The 17,107-nt window shown below is 68.2% G+C and carries 10 protein-coding genes and 1 tRNA gene; 2 read left to right on the top strand and 9 right to left on the bottom strand.

Features of this window, described 5'->3' with window-relative positions; translation table 11 throughout:
• Nucleotides 1–16: 16 nt before the first annotated feature.
• Complete coding sequence (locus C1931_RS07660; protein ID WP_108755907.1) at nucleotides 17–1,129, bottom strand: alpha/beta fold hydrolase; 1,113 nt, start codon at nucleotides 1,127–1,129, stop codon at nucleotides 17–19.
• Nucleotides 1,130–1,361: 232 nt separating this feature from the next.
• Between C1931_RS07660 and C1931_RS07655 the strand changes: the two genes are divergently transcribed.
• Together C1931_RS07655 and C1931_RS07650 are read left to right on the top strand one after the other, a co-directional pair.
• Entirely contained in the window at nucleotides 1,362–3,740 is a 2,379-nt protein-coding gene (locus C1931_RS07655) for a TonB-dependent receptor (protein ID WP_108755906.1), read from the top strand.
• Between the two features lie 8 nt (nucleotides 3,741–3,748).
• On the top strand, nucleotides 3,749–5,857 hold the full coding sequence (locus tag C1931_RS07650; protein WP_108757691.1) for a phospholipase C, phosphocholine-specific: 2,109 nt from the start codon (nucleotides 3,749–3,751) through the stop codon (nucleotides 5,855–5,857).
• Nucleotides 5,858–5,901: 44 nt separating this feature from the next.
• Here the strand turns inward: C1931_RS07650 and C1931_RS07645 are convergent, their stop codons facing one another.
• The 8 genes from C1931_RS07645 to lexA all read right to left on the bottom strand — a co-directional run bounded on the left by C1931_RS07645 (nucleotide 5,902) and on the right by lexA (nucleotide 17,104).
• Complete coding sequence (locus C1931_RS07645) at nucleotides 5,902–6,384, bottom strand: LuxR family transcriptional regulator (RefSeq protein WP_108752755.1); 483 nt, start codon at nucleotides 6,382–6,384, stop codon at nucleotides 5,902–5,904.
• Nucleotides 6,385–6,485: 101 nt separating this feature from the next.
• Nucleotides 6,486–11,153: an ATP-dependent helicase gene (locus C1931_RS07640; protein ID WP_234412882.1), complete on the bottom strand. Its 4,668-nt coding sequence runs from the start codon at nucleotides 11,151–11,153 to the stop codon at nucleotides 6,486–6,488.
• Between the two features lie 187 nt (nucleotides 11,154–11,340).
• A tRNA-Ser gene (locus C1931_RS07635) sits at nucleotides 11,341–11,433 on the bottom strand.
• 78 nt (nucleotides 11,434–11,511) lie between these two features.
• The gene (gene csrA / locus C1931_RS07630) at nucleotides 11,512–11,715 is read right to left on the bottom strand and encodes a carbon storage regulator CsrA (protein ID WP_108749250.1); all 204 of its coding nucleotides are present in this window, start codon (nucleotides 11,713–11,715) and stop codon (nucleotides 11,512–11,514) included.
• Nucleotides 11,716–11,865: 150 nt separating this feature from the next.
• Nucleotides 11,866–14,514, bottom strand: a complete 2,649-nt coding sequence (gene alaS / locus C1931_RS07625; RefSeq protein WP_108755904.1) for an alanine--tRNA ligase — start codon at nucleotides 14,512–14,514, stop codon at nucleotides 11,866–11,868.
• 109 nt (nucleotides 14,515–14,623) lie between these two features.
• Nucleotides 14,624–15,115 (bottom strand): recombination regulator RecX, encoded by a 492-nt coding sequence (gene recX / locus C1931_RS07620; protein ID WP_108755903.1) that lies wholly within the window; start codon nucleotides 15,113–15,115, stop codon nucleotides 14,624–14,626.
• Between the two features lie 111 nt (nucleotides 15,116–15,226).
• Nucleotides 15,227–16,264: a recombinase RecA gene (gene recA, locus C1931_RS07615; RefSeq protein WP_108749247.1), complete on the bottom strand. Its 1,038-nt coding sequence runs from the start codon at nucleotides 16,262–16,264 to the stop codon at nucleotides 15,227–15,229.
• Between the two features lie 204 nt (nucleotides 16,265–16,468).
• Nucleotides 16,469–17,104: a transcriptional repressor LexA gene (gene lexA / locus C1931_RS07610; protein ID WP_108755902.1), complete on the bottom strand. Its 636-nt coding sequence runs from the start codon at nucleotides 17,102–17,104 to the stop codon at nucleotides 16,469–16,471.
• Between the last annotated feature and the right edge of the window lie 3 nt (nucleotides 17,105–17,107).

Below are 17,107 nucleotides of genomic sequence, written 5' to 3'. Positions count from 1 at the left end.
CCGCAGGTTCAGCGGTTCACGCCCGCCAATGCGCCTGTGCCGGCAGGCGCGGCGCCGGACAGGTCGCCGCCGGATGCTGAGCGTCGCGCGCCATCCAGTCGTCCACCACCCCGGCCAGCAGGTCCAGGCGCAGCGGCAGGGTGATGTGGTCCTCGCCGCGCATTTCGATGTAATGCGCACGCGGATTGGCCTGGGCCAGTTCGCGGCCCTGGCTGACCGGAATGTGCTGGTCGCCCTGGCCGTGCAGCAGCAACACACAGGCACGGGTATCGGCCAGGGCGCGGGCCACGTCCACCTGGTCCAGGTCCAGGTCCAGGCGCTGCCCGGCGGCGGCCACCACCTGATCGATATCCTGGCCGCCGTAACGCCAGCGGGCATAGCCGGCGATCATCTGCGCCTTCAGCCCTTCCGGCTGCAGCGCCATCAGGTGCGGAATCATCGTGCGGATGGCCACGCCCGCATTGGCGAATGACTCCATCGCCACCACACCCTCGACCTGGTCACCCAGCTTGTCCGCCGCGAACAGCGCGGTGGCCGCGCCGTAGGACACCCCGAACAGGTACAGCGGGCCGCGTATCTCCCCGCGCGCGCGCAGTTCGGCGATCACATCCACCACATCATCAGACTCGTAGGTGCCGTAGCCGGAGGGCCCTGCACCCGACTGGCCGTGGTTGCGCAGGTCCAGGGTCACCACCCGGTAGCCCTGCCCGGCCAGCTGCAGCGACCACGGCAGCATCGAATCACCGTTCATCATCCAGCCGTGCAGCAGCACTACGGTGCCGCGCGGCGCCTGTGCGCGGAATGGATGCGGCAGCGCAAGACTCAGGCCGGTGTCCAGCGGCAGACCGTTCTGGTGGTGCTGCGGCAGGTAGTGGTAGCGGGCGCCGTAATCGCCCGGATCGAACACCCGCCAGAAGATCGGTACGCCCTCGCGACCACGGGCGAAACCATGGCGGGTGGGCAATGCGGCGATGGCTGCCTGCAGGCGCGGCTGGTCCAGCAGGGTCGACACCCCGCCCGGCGCAACCAGACGGTCGCTGAGCGAGGTGGAACCGGCATTGATCGAGGAGGAGCATGCAGCCAGCCACAGGCCGGCGCACGCCAGCAGGAGCAGCAGCAGGCGCTTCATGGGCATCAAGGGAAAGGGACGACAGCGCGACAGGCTAGCTGCGTCACGGCGTGTCATCTATCGCACTGTCATGACGAGTTGATGACAACCCAGCCACGGTTCAGCCCCCGCTCTGCCCCACCGCCGCGCTGTGACCGCCGCCGCAGTGCCATCGAACCTGCGTCTTCACGTCACCCCCATGTCATTGGCGCTGCCGACACTCCCGGGCTTTCCCACCGAAGGTCCGCTTTCAATGCCCATGCGTGCATCGTTCCCCCGCCTGTCCCTGCTGGCCCTGCTGATCGCCCCCGCCCTGGATGCTATGGCCGCAGCGCCCACCGCCGACAGCGCCGACACCGCCAGCACCGATGCGCGCACCCTGGACCAGGTACAGGTGATCGGCCAGGCCACCAGCTACGCCAAGACCGCGGTCAGCGCTGAAACCCTGAACCGGCAGATGGCGATGAGCAGCGTGAACGATGCACTGAATGAAGTGCCGGGCGTGGTGGTCAGCGAAGCCGATGCCACCGGCTCGTCGGTCTGGGGCACGCAGATCAGCATGCGCGGCTTTGTCACCAACCGCGATACGCAGCAGATCGGCACCACCATCGACGGCCTGCCCAACGGCGGCTCCGGCTACGGCGGCGGTTCGCTGGCCAACCGCTACATCGACACGCTGGACCTGGAAACGGTGGAAGTCAGCCAGGGCACGGCCGATATTTCCTCGCGCTCCAACGAAGCACTCGGCGGCACGCTCAACTTCCTCACCAGCGACCCGCTGCACGACAGCCGCCTGCGTTTCGTGGTCGGCGCCGGTGACAACGACGCGCGCAAGTACTACGTGCGCTACGACACCGGTCTGCTGGGCGGCCACACCCGCGCCTGGATCAGCGCGTCCTCGGCCGAAGTAAACGACTGGATCGACGGCACCGGCCACGCCAGCAACGACCATATCGCCGGCAAATTCATCACCGAACTGGATCGCTGGACGCTGACCGGCTACCTGTCCTACAACGACGCCGACGAGCCGGAGTACACCAGCGTCACCCCGCAGGGCTTCGCCACCCAGCCCGACCGCGACAACCTGGTCGGCACCCTCACGGGCATTCCCTACCTGGACCAGAACTACCGTTCCGGTTCGCGCGCGCTGCGCGAGAACACCTTTGGCTACCTGCGCGCCGCATTCGACGGCGGCAATGGCTTCAAGGCCACGATGGCGGCCTACGGCCACCGCATGCAGGGCCGCGGTGACTGGCTGCCGCCCTACCTGGCCGATGTCAGTGCCGACGGCGCCGGCCGCCCGGAATCGGAATACCTGGGCGGCCGCACCGTATACGGCGGCGGCAACCTGGGCCAGATCTACTTCGTGAATCCCGATGGCAGCGCCGCCCAGCCGATTGCCGGCTGCACGCCGCGCGCCGGCTTCAGCGCCGAGTACGATCCCAACTGCTACGCCGGCAACGTGCTGGGTGCGCAGTCCTACCGCCACACCCACTACGACAACGACCGCATGGGCGTGACTGCAGACGTGGAATGGCGGCAGACCTTCGGCAGCGTGGACAACACGATCCGTGGCGGCCTGTGGGTGGAGAAGCTGGACCGCACGGCGCGCCGCGACTGGCACCGCCTGCTCAACGTCGGCCAGAACATCGGCTTCGACCATCAGCCGTACTGGGTGCAGTTCGATGATCGTTACAAGGTCGATGAGCAGATGTACTACATCGAGGATGTGGCGCGCTTCGGCCCGTTCAGCGCCCGCCTGGGCGTGAAGCAGTTCTTCGTCGACCAGTCGCGCCGGCGCACCATCGGTGCCAACGAACAGGTCAGCAGCGACTCGAAATCCGACCCGCTGCTGTCCACCGGCTTCACCTGGGCCCCCGGCCCGGAAGGCATGGAGCTGTTCGCCGGCTTCTCGCAGAACTTCGCGGCCATCCCGTCCGGGGTGCTGGGCGAGACCGACCCGCAGCGCTTCCGCAACGTGGAACCGGAAACCGCCGACAACATCGAACTGGGCCTGCGCATCAGCCGCTGGCCGCTGACCGCGTCGGTCACCCTGTACAACATCCGCTTCGACAACCGCATCGTCTACCTGCCGGCCGGCCTGGTCAGTGGCATCGACTACCTGGACGAGACCGATGGCGTGTACGAGAACTTCGGCGGCGTGGAAAGCAATGGTCTGGAAGCCGCATTCGGCTATGGCTGGGACAACGGCTGGCGGGTCAACGCGGCCTACACCTACAACCGCTCCACCTATCTGGGCAGCGGTGATGCCGCCCGCGATACCGAACTGGGCATCGTGGACGGCGCCAAGGTGATCGGCCAAGCGGAAAACACCCTGGTGCTGTCGGCCGACTGGCAGGGCACGAACTGGAACTTCGGCCTGTCCGGCCGCTACCTGGGCAGCCGCTACCTGGATGCGGCCAACGTCAACAAGCTGCCCTCGGCCACCGTCTTCAACGCCAACATCGGCTTCGACCTGCAGGGCCTGTCGCCGCGCCTGAAGGGCATGGGCGCCAACCTGGTGGTGAGCAACCTGACCGACAAGCGGTATCTTGCAGGGGTGGATGGTCGCGATTCCGCCTTCATCGGCGCGCCGCGTACCGTTGGCATCTCTTTCCGTGTGGATCTGTGAGCAAGCCCGTGACTGATATCGGCCGACGCCGGTTGTTGCAGGCCGGCGTGGCTGCCGGCCTTTCCCCGCTGCTGCCCAGCATTGCCCGCGCCGCGGCGATCGCCCCGGCCGCGCATACGCGCAGCCTGCAGGACCTGCAGCACATCGTGGTGTTCATGCAGGAAAACCGGTCGTTCGACCACTACTTCGGCACCCTGCCGGGCGTGCGCGGTTTCGGTGATCGGTTCGTAGCGCCGGCACCGCCACTGGCCGGGGCCGAGGGGCCGCGCACGCTGTGGCTGCAGCCCGATGCCGACGGCAACCGGGCGATCGCGCCCTTCGCGCTGGATACGGCCCGGCACTTCGGCTACATGCGCGTGGAAGGCACCCCGCATACCTGGCCCGATGCGCAGCGCGCCTGGGACCACGGGCGCATGGCGCACTGGCCCCAGGCCAAGCAGAACCACTCGATGGGCTACTTCCAGCGGGCCGACCTGCCGTTCCAGTTCGCCCTGGCCGAAGCGTTCACCGTCTGCGATGCCTACCACTGCGCCATGCAGGCGGGCACCAACCCGAACCGCGTGTTCCTGTGGACCGGCCACAACGATGCCTTTGCCCGGGCCGGTGGCCCGGTCATCGCCAATTCCCACGACAACTTCCCCGAGTACGGCGGCCACGCGCAGTCGTATCACTGGGCCAGCTACGTGGAACGCCTGCAGCAGGCCGGCGTGTCCTGGCAGATCTACCAGGACATGGACGACAACTTCACCGACAACCCGCTGGCCGGCTTCGAAGCGTTCCGCCAGGCCTACCGCGGCGCCGAAGGACATGACCCGCAGCTGCGCCGCCGTGCGGTCAGCAGCCGCGGGCTGGCGCAGCTGCGCCAGGATGTGATCGACGGGACGTTGCCGCAGGTCAGCTTCATCATTGCCGACGCCGCCGGCAGCGAGCATCCCGGACCGTCCAGCCCCGCCCAGGGCGCGGCCTACACCGCGCGCGTGCTCGATGCGCTGACCGCCGATCCTGAGGTGTGGAGCCGTACCGCGCTGCTGCTGATGTTCGACGAGAACGACGGCTTCTTCGACCACATGCCGCCGCCGGCACCGCCATCCGCGCAGGGCGATGGCTGGGCCGGCGCCTCTGCGGTCAGCACCGAAGGCGAATACCACCTGCACCCGGCACCGGGCGATGAGAAGTACGACGACGCCGACCTGCGCGGCCGCCCCTATGGCATGGGACCGCGCGTGCCCCTGTACGTGATCTCGCCGTGGAGCCGCGGCGGCTGGGTCGACTCGCAGGTGTACGACCACACCTCGGTGCTGCGCCTGATCGAGCGCCGCTTCGGCGTGGCCTGCCCGGACATCTCACCGTGGCGGCGTGCGGTCAGTGGCGATCTGGTCAACGCATTCGACTTCGCCCAGCGCGATACCCGGCCGTTCGTGCATGCCCTGCCCGATGTCAGCGCGGTGGCCGCCCGCGCCGCCACCCTGCCCGGACGTACCGTGCCGGCATTGCCGGACGATCTGCAGCCGGCGCGGCAGGAACGCGGCGTGCGTCCGGCACGCGCGCTGCCCTATCGACCGCAGGTGCAGGTGCAATCGCGCGATGCCGACAGCGTCACGCTGGCACTGTCGTGCGAAGGCGCCGCTGCGGTGCTGCACGTGTACGACCGCCTGCGGCTGGAACAGATTCCGCGGCGCTACACGCTGCTGCCAGGGCGCCCGCTGCAGGACCACTGGCCGCTGGATGCACAGGGGCGCTACGACCTGTGGGTGCTGGGCCCGAACGGTTTCCATCGCCACTTCCAGGGAAATGCGAGTGCGCCTGCGCTGCAGGCGTGGGTGCAGCACAGCGACGCCAAGCTGCGGCTGTCGTTGCGCAATCCGGGTACCACTGCGCAGACGGTACGCGTGAGCGCCGGTGCCTACGCCGGACACATGCCGGAACAGACGCTGTCGCTGGCCGCCGGTGCCGAACAGGTGCTGGACTGGAATGCCGCACCCACTGCAGGCTGGTATGACCTGCACCTGCAGGCCGGTGAACAGCAGCTGCGCCTGGCCGGTCGCGCCGAAGATGGTCGCCCCGGCAGCAGTGACCCGGCGATGGGCAGCCAGCCGCTGCGCTTCGAGCACGGCTGAATCCTTGCGCGGGCATGCGGCGCCTGCCCTGCGCGAGCGTTCGCTCAGGGCAGGCGCCGGAACAGGTTGGTCTGCAGGATCGGCGTGCCCTCGTGGGTGTAGAACGCCTTGGTCTCGGTCATCGTCGAAGGGTCGGCCGCGATCGTGTAGATGCGCGTGGACGCGGGGGCGCCATGGTCGACCAGCTGCATCACCAAGGTGGAGGGCGATGGCAGCTTGAGGTTGGCCTGGTCGGCGCCGTAGGTGCCCGACAGCGGGCCCGGAGTGCCATCCAGCGACAGCGTGCCATCGGACTTCATGGTCTTGCCATCGTGCAGCACGATGTCCACGTGCGAGCTCCAGCGGCCGCCACCGGCATCCTTGAATTCCAGCACCACCTGCTTCGGACGCTGCGCTTCCGGCAGGGCCGACGTGGAGATGTCCAGCGACCAGCGGCCCAGCAGTGGCGACGGGGAGGCATCGGCAGCGGAAGCAGCACCGGCCTGCAGTGACAGCGCGGACAGCAGCACAGCGGACAACAGCTTCATGCAAGGCTCCGTTCGAGTGAAGAGGGATCTGCGGCAACGCGTGCGCACACTGGAACACAGTTTCACCCAGCCGCCTGTTCACGCTCGCGCTGGGCGGGGCGTCAGCCGTTCCAGCCCAGCCCGCGCGGCTCACTGCTGAACCCCGCCGCGCGCAGGGCGTCCACGGCAAGGCCGCGGTGGACCGGCTCGGCATTGATCCGCTGCAGCGTGAAGGACAGCCGCCGGCCGCGCCGCAGGCCGACGGCCAGCGCCTGTGCCGCCGCCGTCCAGTGCGCTGCAGCGTCGGTGTCGGTGTCATCGATCCAACTGGACAGCTGGCGGCCCCCTTGCGGCAGGTACAGCTGCAGCCGACCTTCACCGATCACTACCATCGCCCCGGCGCGTCGCACCGGCCTCGACCCGGCCAGGGCCTGGGGCCAAGGCAACAGGCTGCCGAACGGGTTGGCCGGATCCAGCGCGGACAGCGCAACCCATCCGCCAGGTCCGCCCGCACGCTCGGCACAGGCACGCAGGTGGTCGATGTCTGCGCGCTGGGCGAACTGGGCACCGCCCATCCCCTGCACGAAGCGCCCGCGCAGCAGCTGGCCTGCGTCCTCCATGCTGCGCAGCACCGGCCGCAGTGCCGGAAAGCCGCCGGCCACGGCCTCGCTCATCGCCGCGCTACGGGTGAGCACCGTGTAGCGGTCCAGCAGCGCCTCGGTCTGCGCCAGCGCACGCACCGTGTCATTGGCCCGCTCCTGTGGCAGCAGCGACCAGCGCCCGGCCAGCGTCGACCCCGCGCTGCTGGCCAGCGCCAGTCCTGCGGTGCCCGTCGCCAGGGGCGCGAAGGCAAAGCCATGGCGGCGGCGCGACACGGACATCGGCCGCGCCCGCGCCGGGCGCACGCCGTCGAGCGCGCGCAGCGGCGCCCACAGGTCACTGCTGATCTGCCCGCGCCATGCCAGCTGCCACAGCGCCGCCTGGAAAGCCTCGCCTGCACTGCCGGCATCGGCGGGATGCGGTTGCACCTGCATCGCCAATTGCCGGGCGAAGAACGCACCGCCTGCGGCCAGCACCTGCAGGATGGCCTGCTGCATCGGCGATGGGATGGCATCGCCGTCCATCAGCGGCAGGGTTTCGGCCGCATGGTCCCGCAGGTGCAGCGACACCCGTCCATCATCATCGCCCAGCCGGCCGTGGCCGGCCCAGAGCACCGTACCGGTGGCCAGCAGTTCATCCAGCAGCGCAGGCGTGTAACCGGGCACCCGCGCAGGCAGCACCTGCTGCTCCCACAGCGATGCCGGCAGTGGCAGGCCCGCCAGTTGTCCAATCACCTGCAGCACGGCCTCGCTGTCGCTGCCAGGCGTGGCCTTCGGCAGCACGCCCTGCCCTTCCAGCAACACGCCCACGTAGGCTTCCACCGGTACCGGCCGCGTTGCCTCGCGGGCGGCCTGCAGCGAGCGCAGCCGCAACCGCTGCAGCACATCGGCGGCCACCCATTGATGGGCCGCGCGCCGCGAAGGCGGTGCGGCATTGTCGGCCGGCTGGCGAAGATCAAGGCCGAAGCGACCACGGATGATCCGGCCCTGCTCCTGCAACACCTGCAGCGCGTCATCCACCACCGCCACGCCCAATCCGAAACGGGCCGCCACGCTGCCGCTGCTGAAGGGCCCAGCGTGGCGCGCGTGTCGGCCGAGCAGGTCACCCAGTGGATCCACCACCGATGCCAGAAATACCCCGGCAATGTCCGCCGGCGGGTCGATCCCGAGGGCATCGCGCAACCGCGCAGCGTCCTCCACCGCTGCCCACTGTTCAACACCGGCAATGGTCACGCGGATGGCACGCCCAGCAGCCTGCAACGCCTGCAGCCAGGCCGCCACCTGCGTGGGTTCGGTGATGCGCTGGGCGATGTCGCTGGCCGGCAATGGGCCAAGCTCGCGCAGCAGGTCGGCCACGCCTTCGCTGCCACGCGCATGGCGGGGCGGGTCCAAGCGCTGCAGTTCACGGGCGACGGTGGCCACCACCTCATCGTCCAGCAGCTCACCAAGGTCGACCTGGCCAAGCAGCTCGGCGAGCAGGCCACTGTCCAGCGACAGCACCGATGCGCGTCGTTCAGCCAGGGGCACGTCGGCTTCATACATGAACTCGGCGACATAGCCGAACAACAGGTCCGCCGCGAAGGGAGACGGTACGGCGGTCTCCACCTCGACCACCTGCACCTGGCCGGCCTGCACGCGCAGCATCAGCGCATCCAGCGCGTCCAGGTCGTAGACATCCTGCAGGCATTCGCGCGCGGTCTCGACCAGGATGGGGAAGCCCTCGTGGCCACGCGCGATCTCCAGCAACTGCCCCGCACGCAGGCGCTGCTGCCACAACGGCGAGCGCTTGCCCGGCGTGCGGCGCGGCAGCAGCAGGGCGCGCGAGGCGCACTCACGGAAACGGGCGGCGAACAACGCCGAGCCGGTGACCGACAGCGTGATGGTGTGGCGCAGGCTGGCCGCGTCGAACAGAAAGACGTCCGCGCCCGGCGCCGCCCCGCTGCGGTCAGGCAGGCGCACGATGATGCCATCGTCACTGGCCACCACGGCCGGGTCGATGCCCGCCTGCTCGCGCAGCCGCGCGGCGACCGCCAAGGCCCAGGGGTCGTGCACGCGACGCCCGTAGGGCGAATGCAGCATGACCCGCCAATCGCCCAGTTCATCGCGGCAGCGCTCGACCACCAGGCGCAGGTCGGTCGGCAGCACGCCGGTCGCCTGCTGCTGCTCGGCCACAAGCGCCAGCATGTTGCCGATCGCACTGTCATCCAGGCCACGCCCGCGCAGCCGGGCCCGCAGCGCCGGCGACGGCTCGCCAGCGCCGCGCGGATCGGCTTCCAGTTCGGCCAGGAACGCGCCGGTGGCATGCCCCAGCTCGGCCGGGCGCCCCATGCCCTCGCCCCGCCAGAATGGCAGCCGCGCCGAGCGCCCGGGCGCGGGCGTCACCACGACCTGGTCGAGGGTGATCTGGTCGATGCGCCAGGACGTGGCGCCGAGGGTGATGACATCGTTCACCCGCGACTCGTGCACCATCTCCTCGTCCAGCTCGCCCACACGACGCGAGCCGGCCTGCTCCTCGCCCTCGGGCAGCACCACCGCGTACATGCCGCGGTCCGGGATGGTGCCGCCACTGGTGACCGCCAACTGCCGGGCACCGGGGCGCGCGGTCAACGTGCCTGTCTTCCGGTCCCACACCAGGCGGGGGCGGAAGCCCGCGAATTCCTCGGACGGATAGCGCCCGGCCAACATGTCCAGCACCGCGTCGAAGGCGCTGCGGGGCAGCGTGCGGTAAGGCGCGGCGCGGCAGACCCGTGCAAACCAGGCCTCTGCATCGAGTGGCTCCATCGCCACCGCGGCAACGGTCTGCTGGGCCAGCACATCAAGCGGGTTGCGCGGTGGATCGATGGCTTCGATGCGACCCTCCAGCATGCTGTCCACCACCACGGCGGCATCGACCAGGTCACGTCGCGTGCGCGGGTAGAGCAGGCCGCGCGACATACCCCCCACCTGGTGTCCCGCACGCCCCACCCGCTGCAGTGCACTGGACACCGACGGCGGCGCCGCAACCTGGATGACCAGATCCACCAGGCCCATGTCGATGCCCAGCTCGAGGCTGGACGTCGCTACGACGCAGCGCAGTTCACCCGTCTTCAACGCCTGCTCGATGGCGGCGCGCTGCTCCTTGGACACCGAGCCATGGTGCGAGCGCGCGATCACCGCGTCGGGTGCCGTGACGCGGTTCACCGTGCTGCCGGTAAATGATCCGTAGGCGGTTGCGGCCGCCACTTCGGTGTCGCCCGCGATTCCCACACTCGTGCGCTCGGCATGCAGCTCGTTGAGCCGCGCGGTGAGCCGTTCGGCCACGCCGCGCGAATTGGCAAAGACGATCGTTGAGCGATGCTGCATCACGTTGTCGAGGATGCTGGCCTCCACGTGCGGCCAGATCGACCCCACGCGTGTGCCGGCCCCGCGCCCTTGCGCCGGGCCGTGCATGGCCAGGTCGGTCATGTCCTCCACCGGCACCACGATCTTCAGCTGCAACTGCCGCTGCGAAGGCGGTTGCACCACCTGCACCGGGCGATCGCCGCCAAGGAAGGCGGCCACGCCCTGCACCGGGCGCACCGTAGCAGACAGGCCGATGCGCTGTGCGGGCACCTGCAGCAAGGCATCCAGCCGTTCCAGGCTGAGGGCAAGGTGCGAGCCTCGCTTGCCGCCGGCCACGGCATGGATCTCATCGAGGATGACCGTATGCACATCGCGCAGAATCTCCCGCGCCTGTGAGGTCAGCATCAGGTACAGCGACTCGGGCGTGGTGATCAGGATGTCCGGCGGACGCCGCAGCAGCCGCGCGCGGTCGCTGCTGCTGGTATCGCCGGTGCGCATGGCCACGGTAAGCGCAACGGCCGGGTCGCCGCGTTCACTGCGGCGCGCACTGATGCCCTGCAGCGGCACCTGCAGGTTGCGCTGCACATCGCTGCCCAGCGCCTTGATCGGCGACAGGTACAGCACGCGCGTGCGCGCCACGGGCATGGCCGCAGGATCGCGGCGAGCATCGCCATCGCGTTCGGCGAACACCTGGTCGATCGCATGCAGGAAAGCCGCCAGCGTCTTTCCCGACCCGGTGGGCGCGACCACCAGCGTGTGCTGGCCTGCGGCGATCGATGCCCATGCCTGGTCCTGCACCGGCGTCGATGCCGCGAAGGTGGAACGGAACCAGTCACGCGTGGCGGGATGGAAGTTCTGCAGGGAATCCAAGGCAGGGACGGTCGCCGTGTTCGACGGTTCGATGATACGGCGAAGCTGCACAACGCCGTGAAGATCGGTGTGGCCCCTGGCGGGCCGCAAAGGTCGAGACATGCATGCGACAGACAGCTGCACGCAGAGAAACGCGCACAACGAAAAACGCCCGCAGATCGGAAATCTGCGGGCGCTTTCTTGTATCTGGCGGAGCGAGAGGGATTCGAACCCTCGATAGAGCTTTTGACCCTATACTCCCTTAGCAGGGGAGCCCCTTCAGCCACTCGGGCATCGCTCCGGGGTTTTTACCGCGTCTGGTGCGTTGCACCTCAGCGGGGCGTGAATCATAACGTTAATCACGCGCGAAGGTAAAGCTTTATTCCGCAGAATTTTCGTTGCCGGTGCTGCCGGCTTCGTCACCGCGCTGGATGCGCTGGTAGATCTCTTCGCGATGCACGGCAACGTCCTTCGGCGCGGTGATGCCGATGCGCACCTGGTTGCCCTTGACGCCCAGCACAGTGACGCTGACCGAGTCACCGATCATCAGGGTTTCGCCAACGCGGCGAGTGAGGATCAACATTTTTGAAAGTCTCCATGGAACCGTGTGGAAGGGTATCCCCCACCGGCTTGACGCTCCGTCAAGAAGCGTCCCCACGACAAAGGGAAAAGATTCCGCAATGGTACCGTCAGCCGTCCCGCTCCTACAAGGAGGGGGACGGCCGGGCATTCATCACAGGCGGGGGCTGACCCATTCGACGACCGCAGACAGCGCGGTAGCAAGGGCGGGCCCGTCCTCGCCACCACCCTGGGCGAGGTCCGGGCGTCCGCCGCCCTTGCCCCCGATCTGACCGGCGATATGGGACAACAGTTCCCCGGCCTTGACCTTGCCCATTGCACTGCCGTTCACACCGGCAACCAGGGCGGCCTTGCCGTCCTGGGCGCCGGCCAGCACGATCACCGCGTCGCCCAGCTGCTGCTTCAGGCGGTCGATGGCATCACGCAGGGCCTTGGCATCGAAGCCTTCCAGGCGGGCGGCCAGGACCTTCACCCCGGCCACTTCCACGGCCTGGCTGGACAGGTCGGCGGTGGCGCCGGCGGCAACCTTGGCCTTCACTGCCTCCAGTTCGCGTTCCAGCTGCTTCTGGCGCTGGCCCAGCGCGCGGATCTTCTCGACCACGTCGGCAGCGCTGCCGCCCAGCAGTTCGGCCGCCTCGGCCAGGCGGGCCTCTTCGGCATCCACGTAGTCCAGCGCGCCCTGCCCGGTCACGGCCTCGATGCGGCGCACGCCGGCCGAGACACCGCCTTCCGAGGTGATCTTGAACAGACCGATATCGCCGGTGCGGCCGACGTGGGTACCGCCACACAGTTCGGTGGAGTAGTCACCCATCTTCAGCACGCGCACGTTCTCGCCGTACTTCTCGCCGAACAGGGCCATGGCGCCGAAATCCAGCGCTTCCTGCATGCCCATGTTGTGCACTTCGGCGGCGTTGTTGGCGCGCACCTGCTGGTTGACCTTGCGCTCGATGATCGCCAGTTCCTCGGCCGAAATCGGCTGGAAATGCGAGAAATCGAAGCGCAGGCGGTCCGGTGCCACCAGCGAGCCCTTCTGCTGCACGTGGGTGCCCAGCACTTCGCGCAGGGCGGCATGCAGCAGGTGGGTGGCCGAGTGGTTGAGGATGGTGGCGCCACGGCGCTCGCCATCGACCTGGCCAGCCAGCACGTCGCCCACCTTCAGGCCGCCCTCGGCCAGGGTGCCGACGTGGCCATGGAACTGGCCGGCGAACTTCTGCGTGTCGGTCACGTCCAGGCGCACGCCGGCGCCGCTCAGCACGCCGGTGTCGCCTACCTGGCCGCCGGATTCAGCATAGAACGGGGTCTTGTCGGTGATCACGATGACCGCATCGCCGGCTTCGGCCGCAGCCACCGGGCGGCCGTCCTTGAGCACGGCCAGCACGGTCAGGCCGTCGGCCTGCAGGCGGTCGTAGCCCAGGAACACGGTCGGGGTGAGCGTGGCCACCAGCTCGGCCGGCAGGGTCACGCCGACGCCGAACTTGCCGGCCGCGCGCGCCGTCTCGCGCTGCTGTTCCATGGCCGCATCGAAACCGGCGATGTCCACGGTCAGTTCGCGCTCGCGGGCGATGTCCTGGGTCAGGTCCAGCGGGAAGCCATAGGTGTCGTACAGGCGGAACGCGTCCACGCCGGGAATGACGCCGTTGCCGGCCTTGGCGGCCACGGCCTCGAAGATCTTCATGCCGGCGTCGAGGGTTTCGGCGAAACGCTCCTCTTCGGCCTGCAGGGCGCGAGTGACAGTGTCCAGCGCCGCCGGCAGTTCCGGGTAGGCCTCGCCCATCTGCTCGACCAGGGTCGGCACCAGCTTGCTGAAGAACGGCTGGCGCACACCCAGCATCCAGCCGTGGCGCAGGGCGCGGCGGATGATGCGGCGCAGGACATAGCCACGGCCTTCATTGGACGGCAGCACGCCATCGACGATCAGGAACGAACAGGCGCGGATGTGATCGGCGATCACCCGCAGCGACTTGTTTTCCAGATCGGCCGTGCCGGTCAGCTCGCTGGCCTTGCGGATCAGCGCCTGGAACAGGTCGATCTCGTAATTGGTGTGCACGTGCTGCAGGATCGCCGCCAGGCGCTCCAGGCCCATGCCGGTGTCCACGCACGGCGCCGGCAGCGGCACCAGGGTGCCGTCGGGCTGGCGGTCGAACTGCATGAAGACCAGGTTCCAGATCTCGATGAAGCGGTCGCCGTCTTCATCCGGCGAACCCGGGGGGCCACCGGCGATATGGTCGCCATGGTCGTAGAAGATCTCGGTGCACGGGCCGCAGGGGCCGGTGTCGGCCATCTGCCAGAAGTTGTCCGAGGCGAACGGGGCACCCTTGTTGTCGCCGATGCGCACGATGCGCTCTTCCGGAATGCCGACCATGTCGCGCCACAGCGCGTAGGCTTCGTCGTCGGTCTGGTAGACGGTGACCAGCAGGCGCTCGGCCGGCAGCTTCCAGACCTGGGTCAGCAGCTCCCAGGCCCAGGCAATGGCGTCCTTCTTGAAGTAGTCACCGAAGGACCAGTTCCCCAGCATTTCGAAGAAGGTGTGGTGGCGCGCGGTGTAGCCCACCTGGTCCAGGTCGTTGTGCTTGCCACCGGCACGCAGGCAGCGCTGCACGTCGGCCGCGCGCACGTAGCTGCGCTTGTCCGCGCCAAGGAACACGTCCTTGAACTGCACCATGCCGGAATTGGTGAACAGCAGGGTCGGATCGTTGCCCGGCACCAGCGGCGCGGACGGCACGATGGTGTGGCCTTTGCCCTTGAAGAATTCAAGGAAATCGCTGCGGATCTGGGAAGTCGTGAATTTGGCGGATGCGTTCATTGGGGGCTGGCAGTCTGCGGGCCGGCGACCCTGCACCGCCGGCCGCACTGGCCGGGGTCGCGACGGACCGCCGAAAACCTAAAGGGTAGCAGGCCCGGCGCCGCCAGTCTCAGTCATCCGGGTCGAAGCGGGTGGCGCGGCGGATGGTGTCGCCGTCGAAGCCCCGCCGGGCCAGCAGATCGGCGGCCTTGCGGCGATGGGCCAGGTCCTGCGGGCCGTCCTCGCCGAAGCGGCGGCGGACCAGATCGCGGGCGTTTTCCTGCCAATCGCCCTCGTAGCTGTCCATGGCGGCGCTGATGGCCGCACTGTCCAGGCCATGGGTTCCCAGTTCGGCGCGTACGTGGATCGGGCCATAACCGGTGTTGGCACGCATGCGCACCAGATTCTCGGCAAAGCGGGTGTCGTCCTGCCAGCCGGCCTCGGTCAGTTTGGCCACGGCGGCCTGCGCTGCCTCGTCTTCAATCCCGCGGGCGGTCAGCTTGCGGGTCAATTCCTTGCGCGAATGCTCACGCCGCACCAGCAGGCCCAGGGCACGCTGCACCGGCGTCTGCTCGCGGGGCCGGCGCTTGCGGCCGGTGGGGACGTCGTCAGCGTCGGACATCGGTTACTCCAAGGGTGGCGCCGTCCCTGGCACCCAGCCCATCCGTGGGCGATTCGAACCTGCGGGACAGGGCAACGTCACTGACGGCGCCGCCCTGCCCCACAGCAAGACTTACTCGTCGTCGCCGTCGTCGTCGCCTTCTTCGCGCGCCGCTTCGGCCGGCTGGAACTTCTCGCGCAGTTCCGCTTCCAGCTTGGCAGCCACGGACGGGTTGTCGCGCAGGTAGCCGCGGGCGTTGTCCTTGCCCTGGCCGATACGCTCTTCGCCGTAGCTGTACCAGGCGCCGGCCTTCTCGACCAGCTTGGCGTCCACGCCCATGTCGATCAGTTCGCCCTCGCGGCTGATGCCCTCGCCGTACAGGATTTCAGTGATGACCTGCTTGAACGGCGGTGCCAGCTTGTTCTTGACGACCTTGATCTTGGTCTGGTTGCCGATGATCTCGTCGCCCTTCTTGATCGCGCCGATGCGGCGGATATCCAGGCGGACCGAGGCGTAGAACTTCAGCGCATTGCCACCGGTGGTGGTTTCCGGGCTCTGGCCCGGCATCATCACGCCGATCTTCATGCGCAGCTGGTTGATGAAGATCACCAGCGTGTTGGAACGCTTGATGTTGCCGGTCAGCTTGCGCAGCGCCTGGCTCATCAGGCGGGCCTGCAGGCCCGGCAGCTGATCGCCCATTTCGCCTTCGATTTCGGCCTTCGGGGTCAGCGCGGCAACCGAGTCGATCACCAGGATGTCCACCGAACCCGAACGCACCAGCATGTCGGCGATTTCCAACGCCTGCTCACCGGTATCGGGCTGGGACAGCAGCAGGTCGTCCACGTTCACGCCCAGCTTGCCGGCGTAGATCGGGTCCAGCGCGTGCTCGGCGTCGATGAAGGCGGCGGTGCCGCCCATCTTCTGGCATTCGGCAATGGCCTGCAGGGTCAGGGTGGTCTTGCCCGACGATTCCGGACCATAGATTTCAACGACACGGCCCTTCGGCAGACCGCCGATGCCCAGAGCGATGTCGAGCATCAGCGAACCGGTCGGGATGGCTTCGACGGGCTCGACCACGCGGTCGCCCATGCGCATCACCGAGCCCTTGCCGAACTGCTTCTCGATCTGGCCCAGAGCAGCAGCCAAGGCGCGCTTCTTGTTCTCGTCCATCGTATTGGTCCTTGCAGAGGTCATGTCGTTGGGGGTGCTGTCTTTGGGGGTCTTCTTTGCCATGGGTTCACTTTAAGTCGGACGTATCGCACAGGCTGAGATTCTGCCCGGCGCTCTGAAAAGAATTATCGGACATCCGTACCAACCTCAGTGGAACCAGAGAATCGCCACAAAAGACCGCGGGGAATTGCGCTGTGGAACGGGTCAACGGTTGGGCCGCAGCAGGCCGCAGTACAGGCCCTCGATGGCGAAGTCCTGGTCGGGCAGCACCTCGATCGGCTTGTAGTCGGGGTTGCGCGGCAGCAGACGGATGCGGTCCTTGGCGATCTTCAGCAGCTTGACGGTGATCTCGTCATCGATGCGGGCCACCACGATCTGCCCGGAATGGGCATCGCGGGTACGGTGCACACCGATCAGGTCGCCGTCGAAGATGCCTTCGTCGATCATCGAATCGCCCTGCACCTTCAGCAGGTAGTCCGGCGCCGGCGAGAAGAACACCCGGTCCAGCACCACGAAATCGTCCGAGCCGATGTCGGCGCCGATCGGCAGACCGGCCGCGACCCGACCCAGCACCGGCAGCCGCAGGACGCTGTCGGGCAAGCCCGGCTCGGCCAGCTTCTGCAGCGGCGGCGCCTGTACCAGGCGGATGCCGCGGGCCTGACCCGGGATGCGGCGGATCGCCCCGGCCTGCTCCAGCGCTTCCAGGTGGTACTGGGCCGCGCGGACGCCCTTGAAGCCGAAGGCGCGTGCGATTTCAGTCTGCGACGGCGGTGCGCCCTCGCTCTCGATACGCTCGGCGATCAACTGCAGGATCGCCTGCTGGGTGTCGGTCAGGTCCATGGT

It is taken from the genome of Stenotrophomonas sp. YAU14A_MKIMI4_1 (assembly GCF_003086855.1).
Classification (GTDB): Bacteria; Pseudomonadota; Gammaproteobacteria; order Xanthomonadales; family Xanthomonadaceae; genus Stenotrophomonas.
Note: the sequence above shows the minus strand (reverse complement) of the source record. Positions and strands in the feature narration are given on the sequence as shown.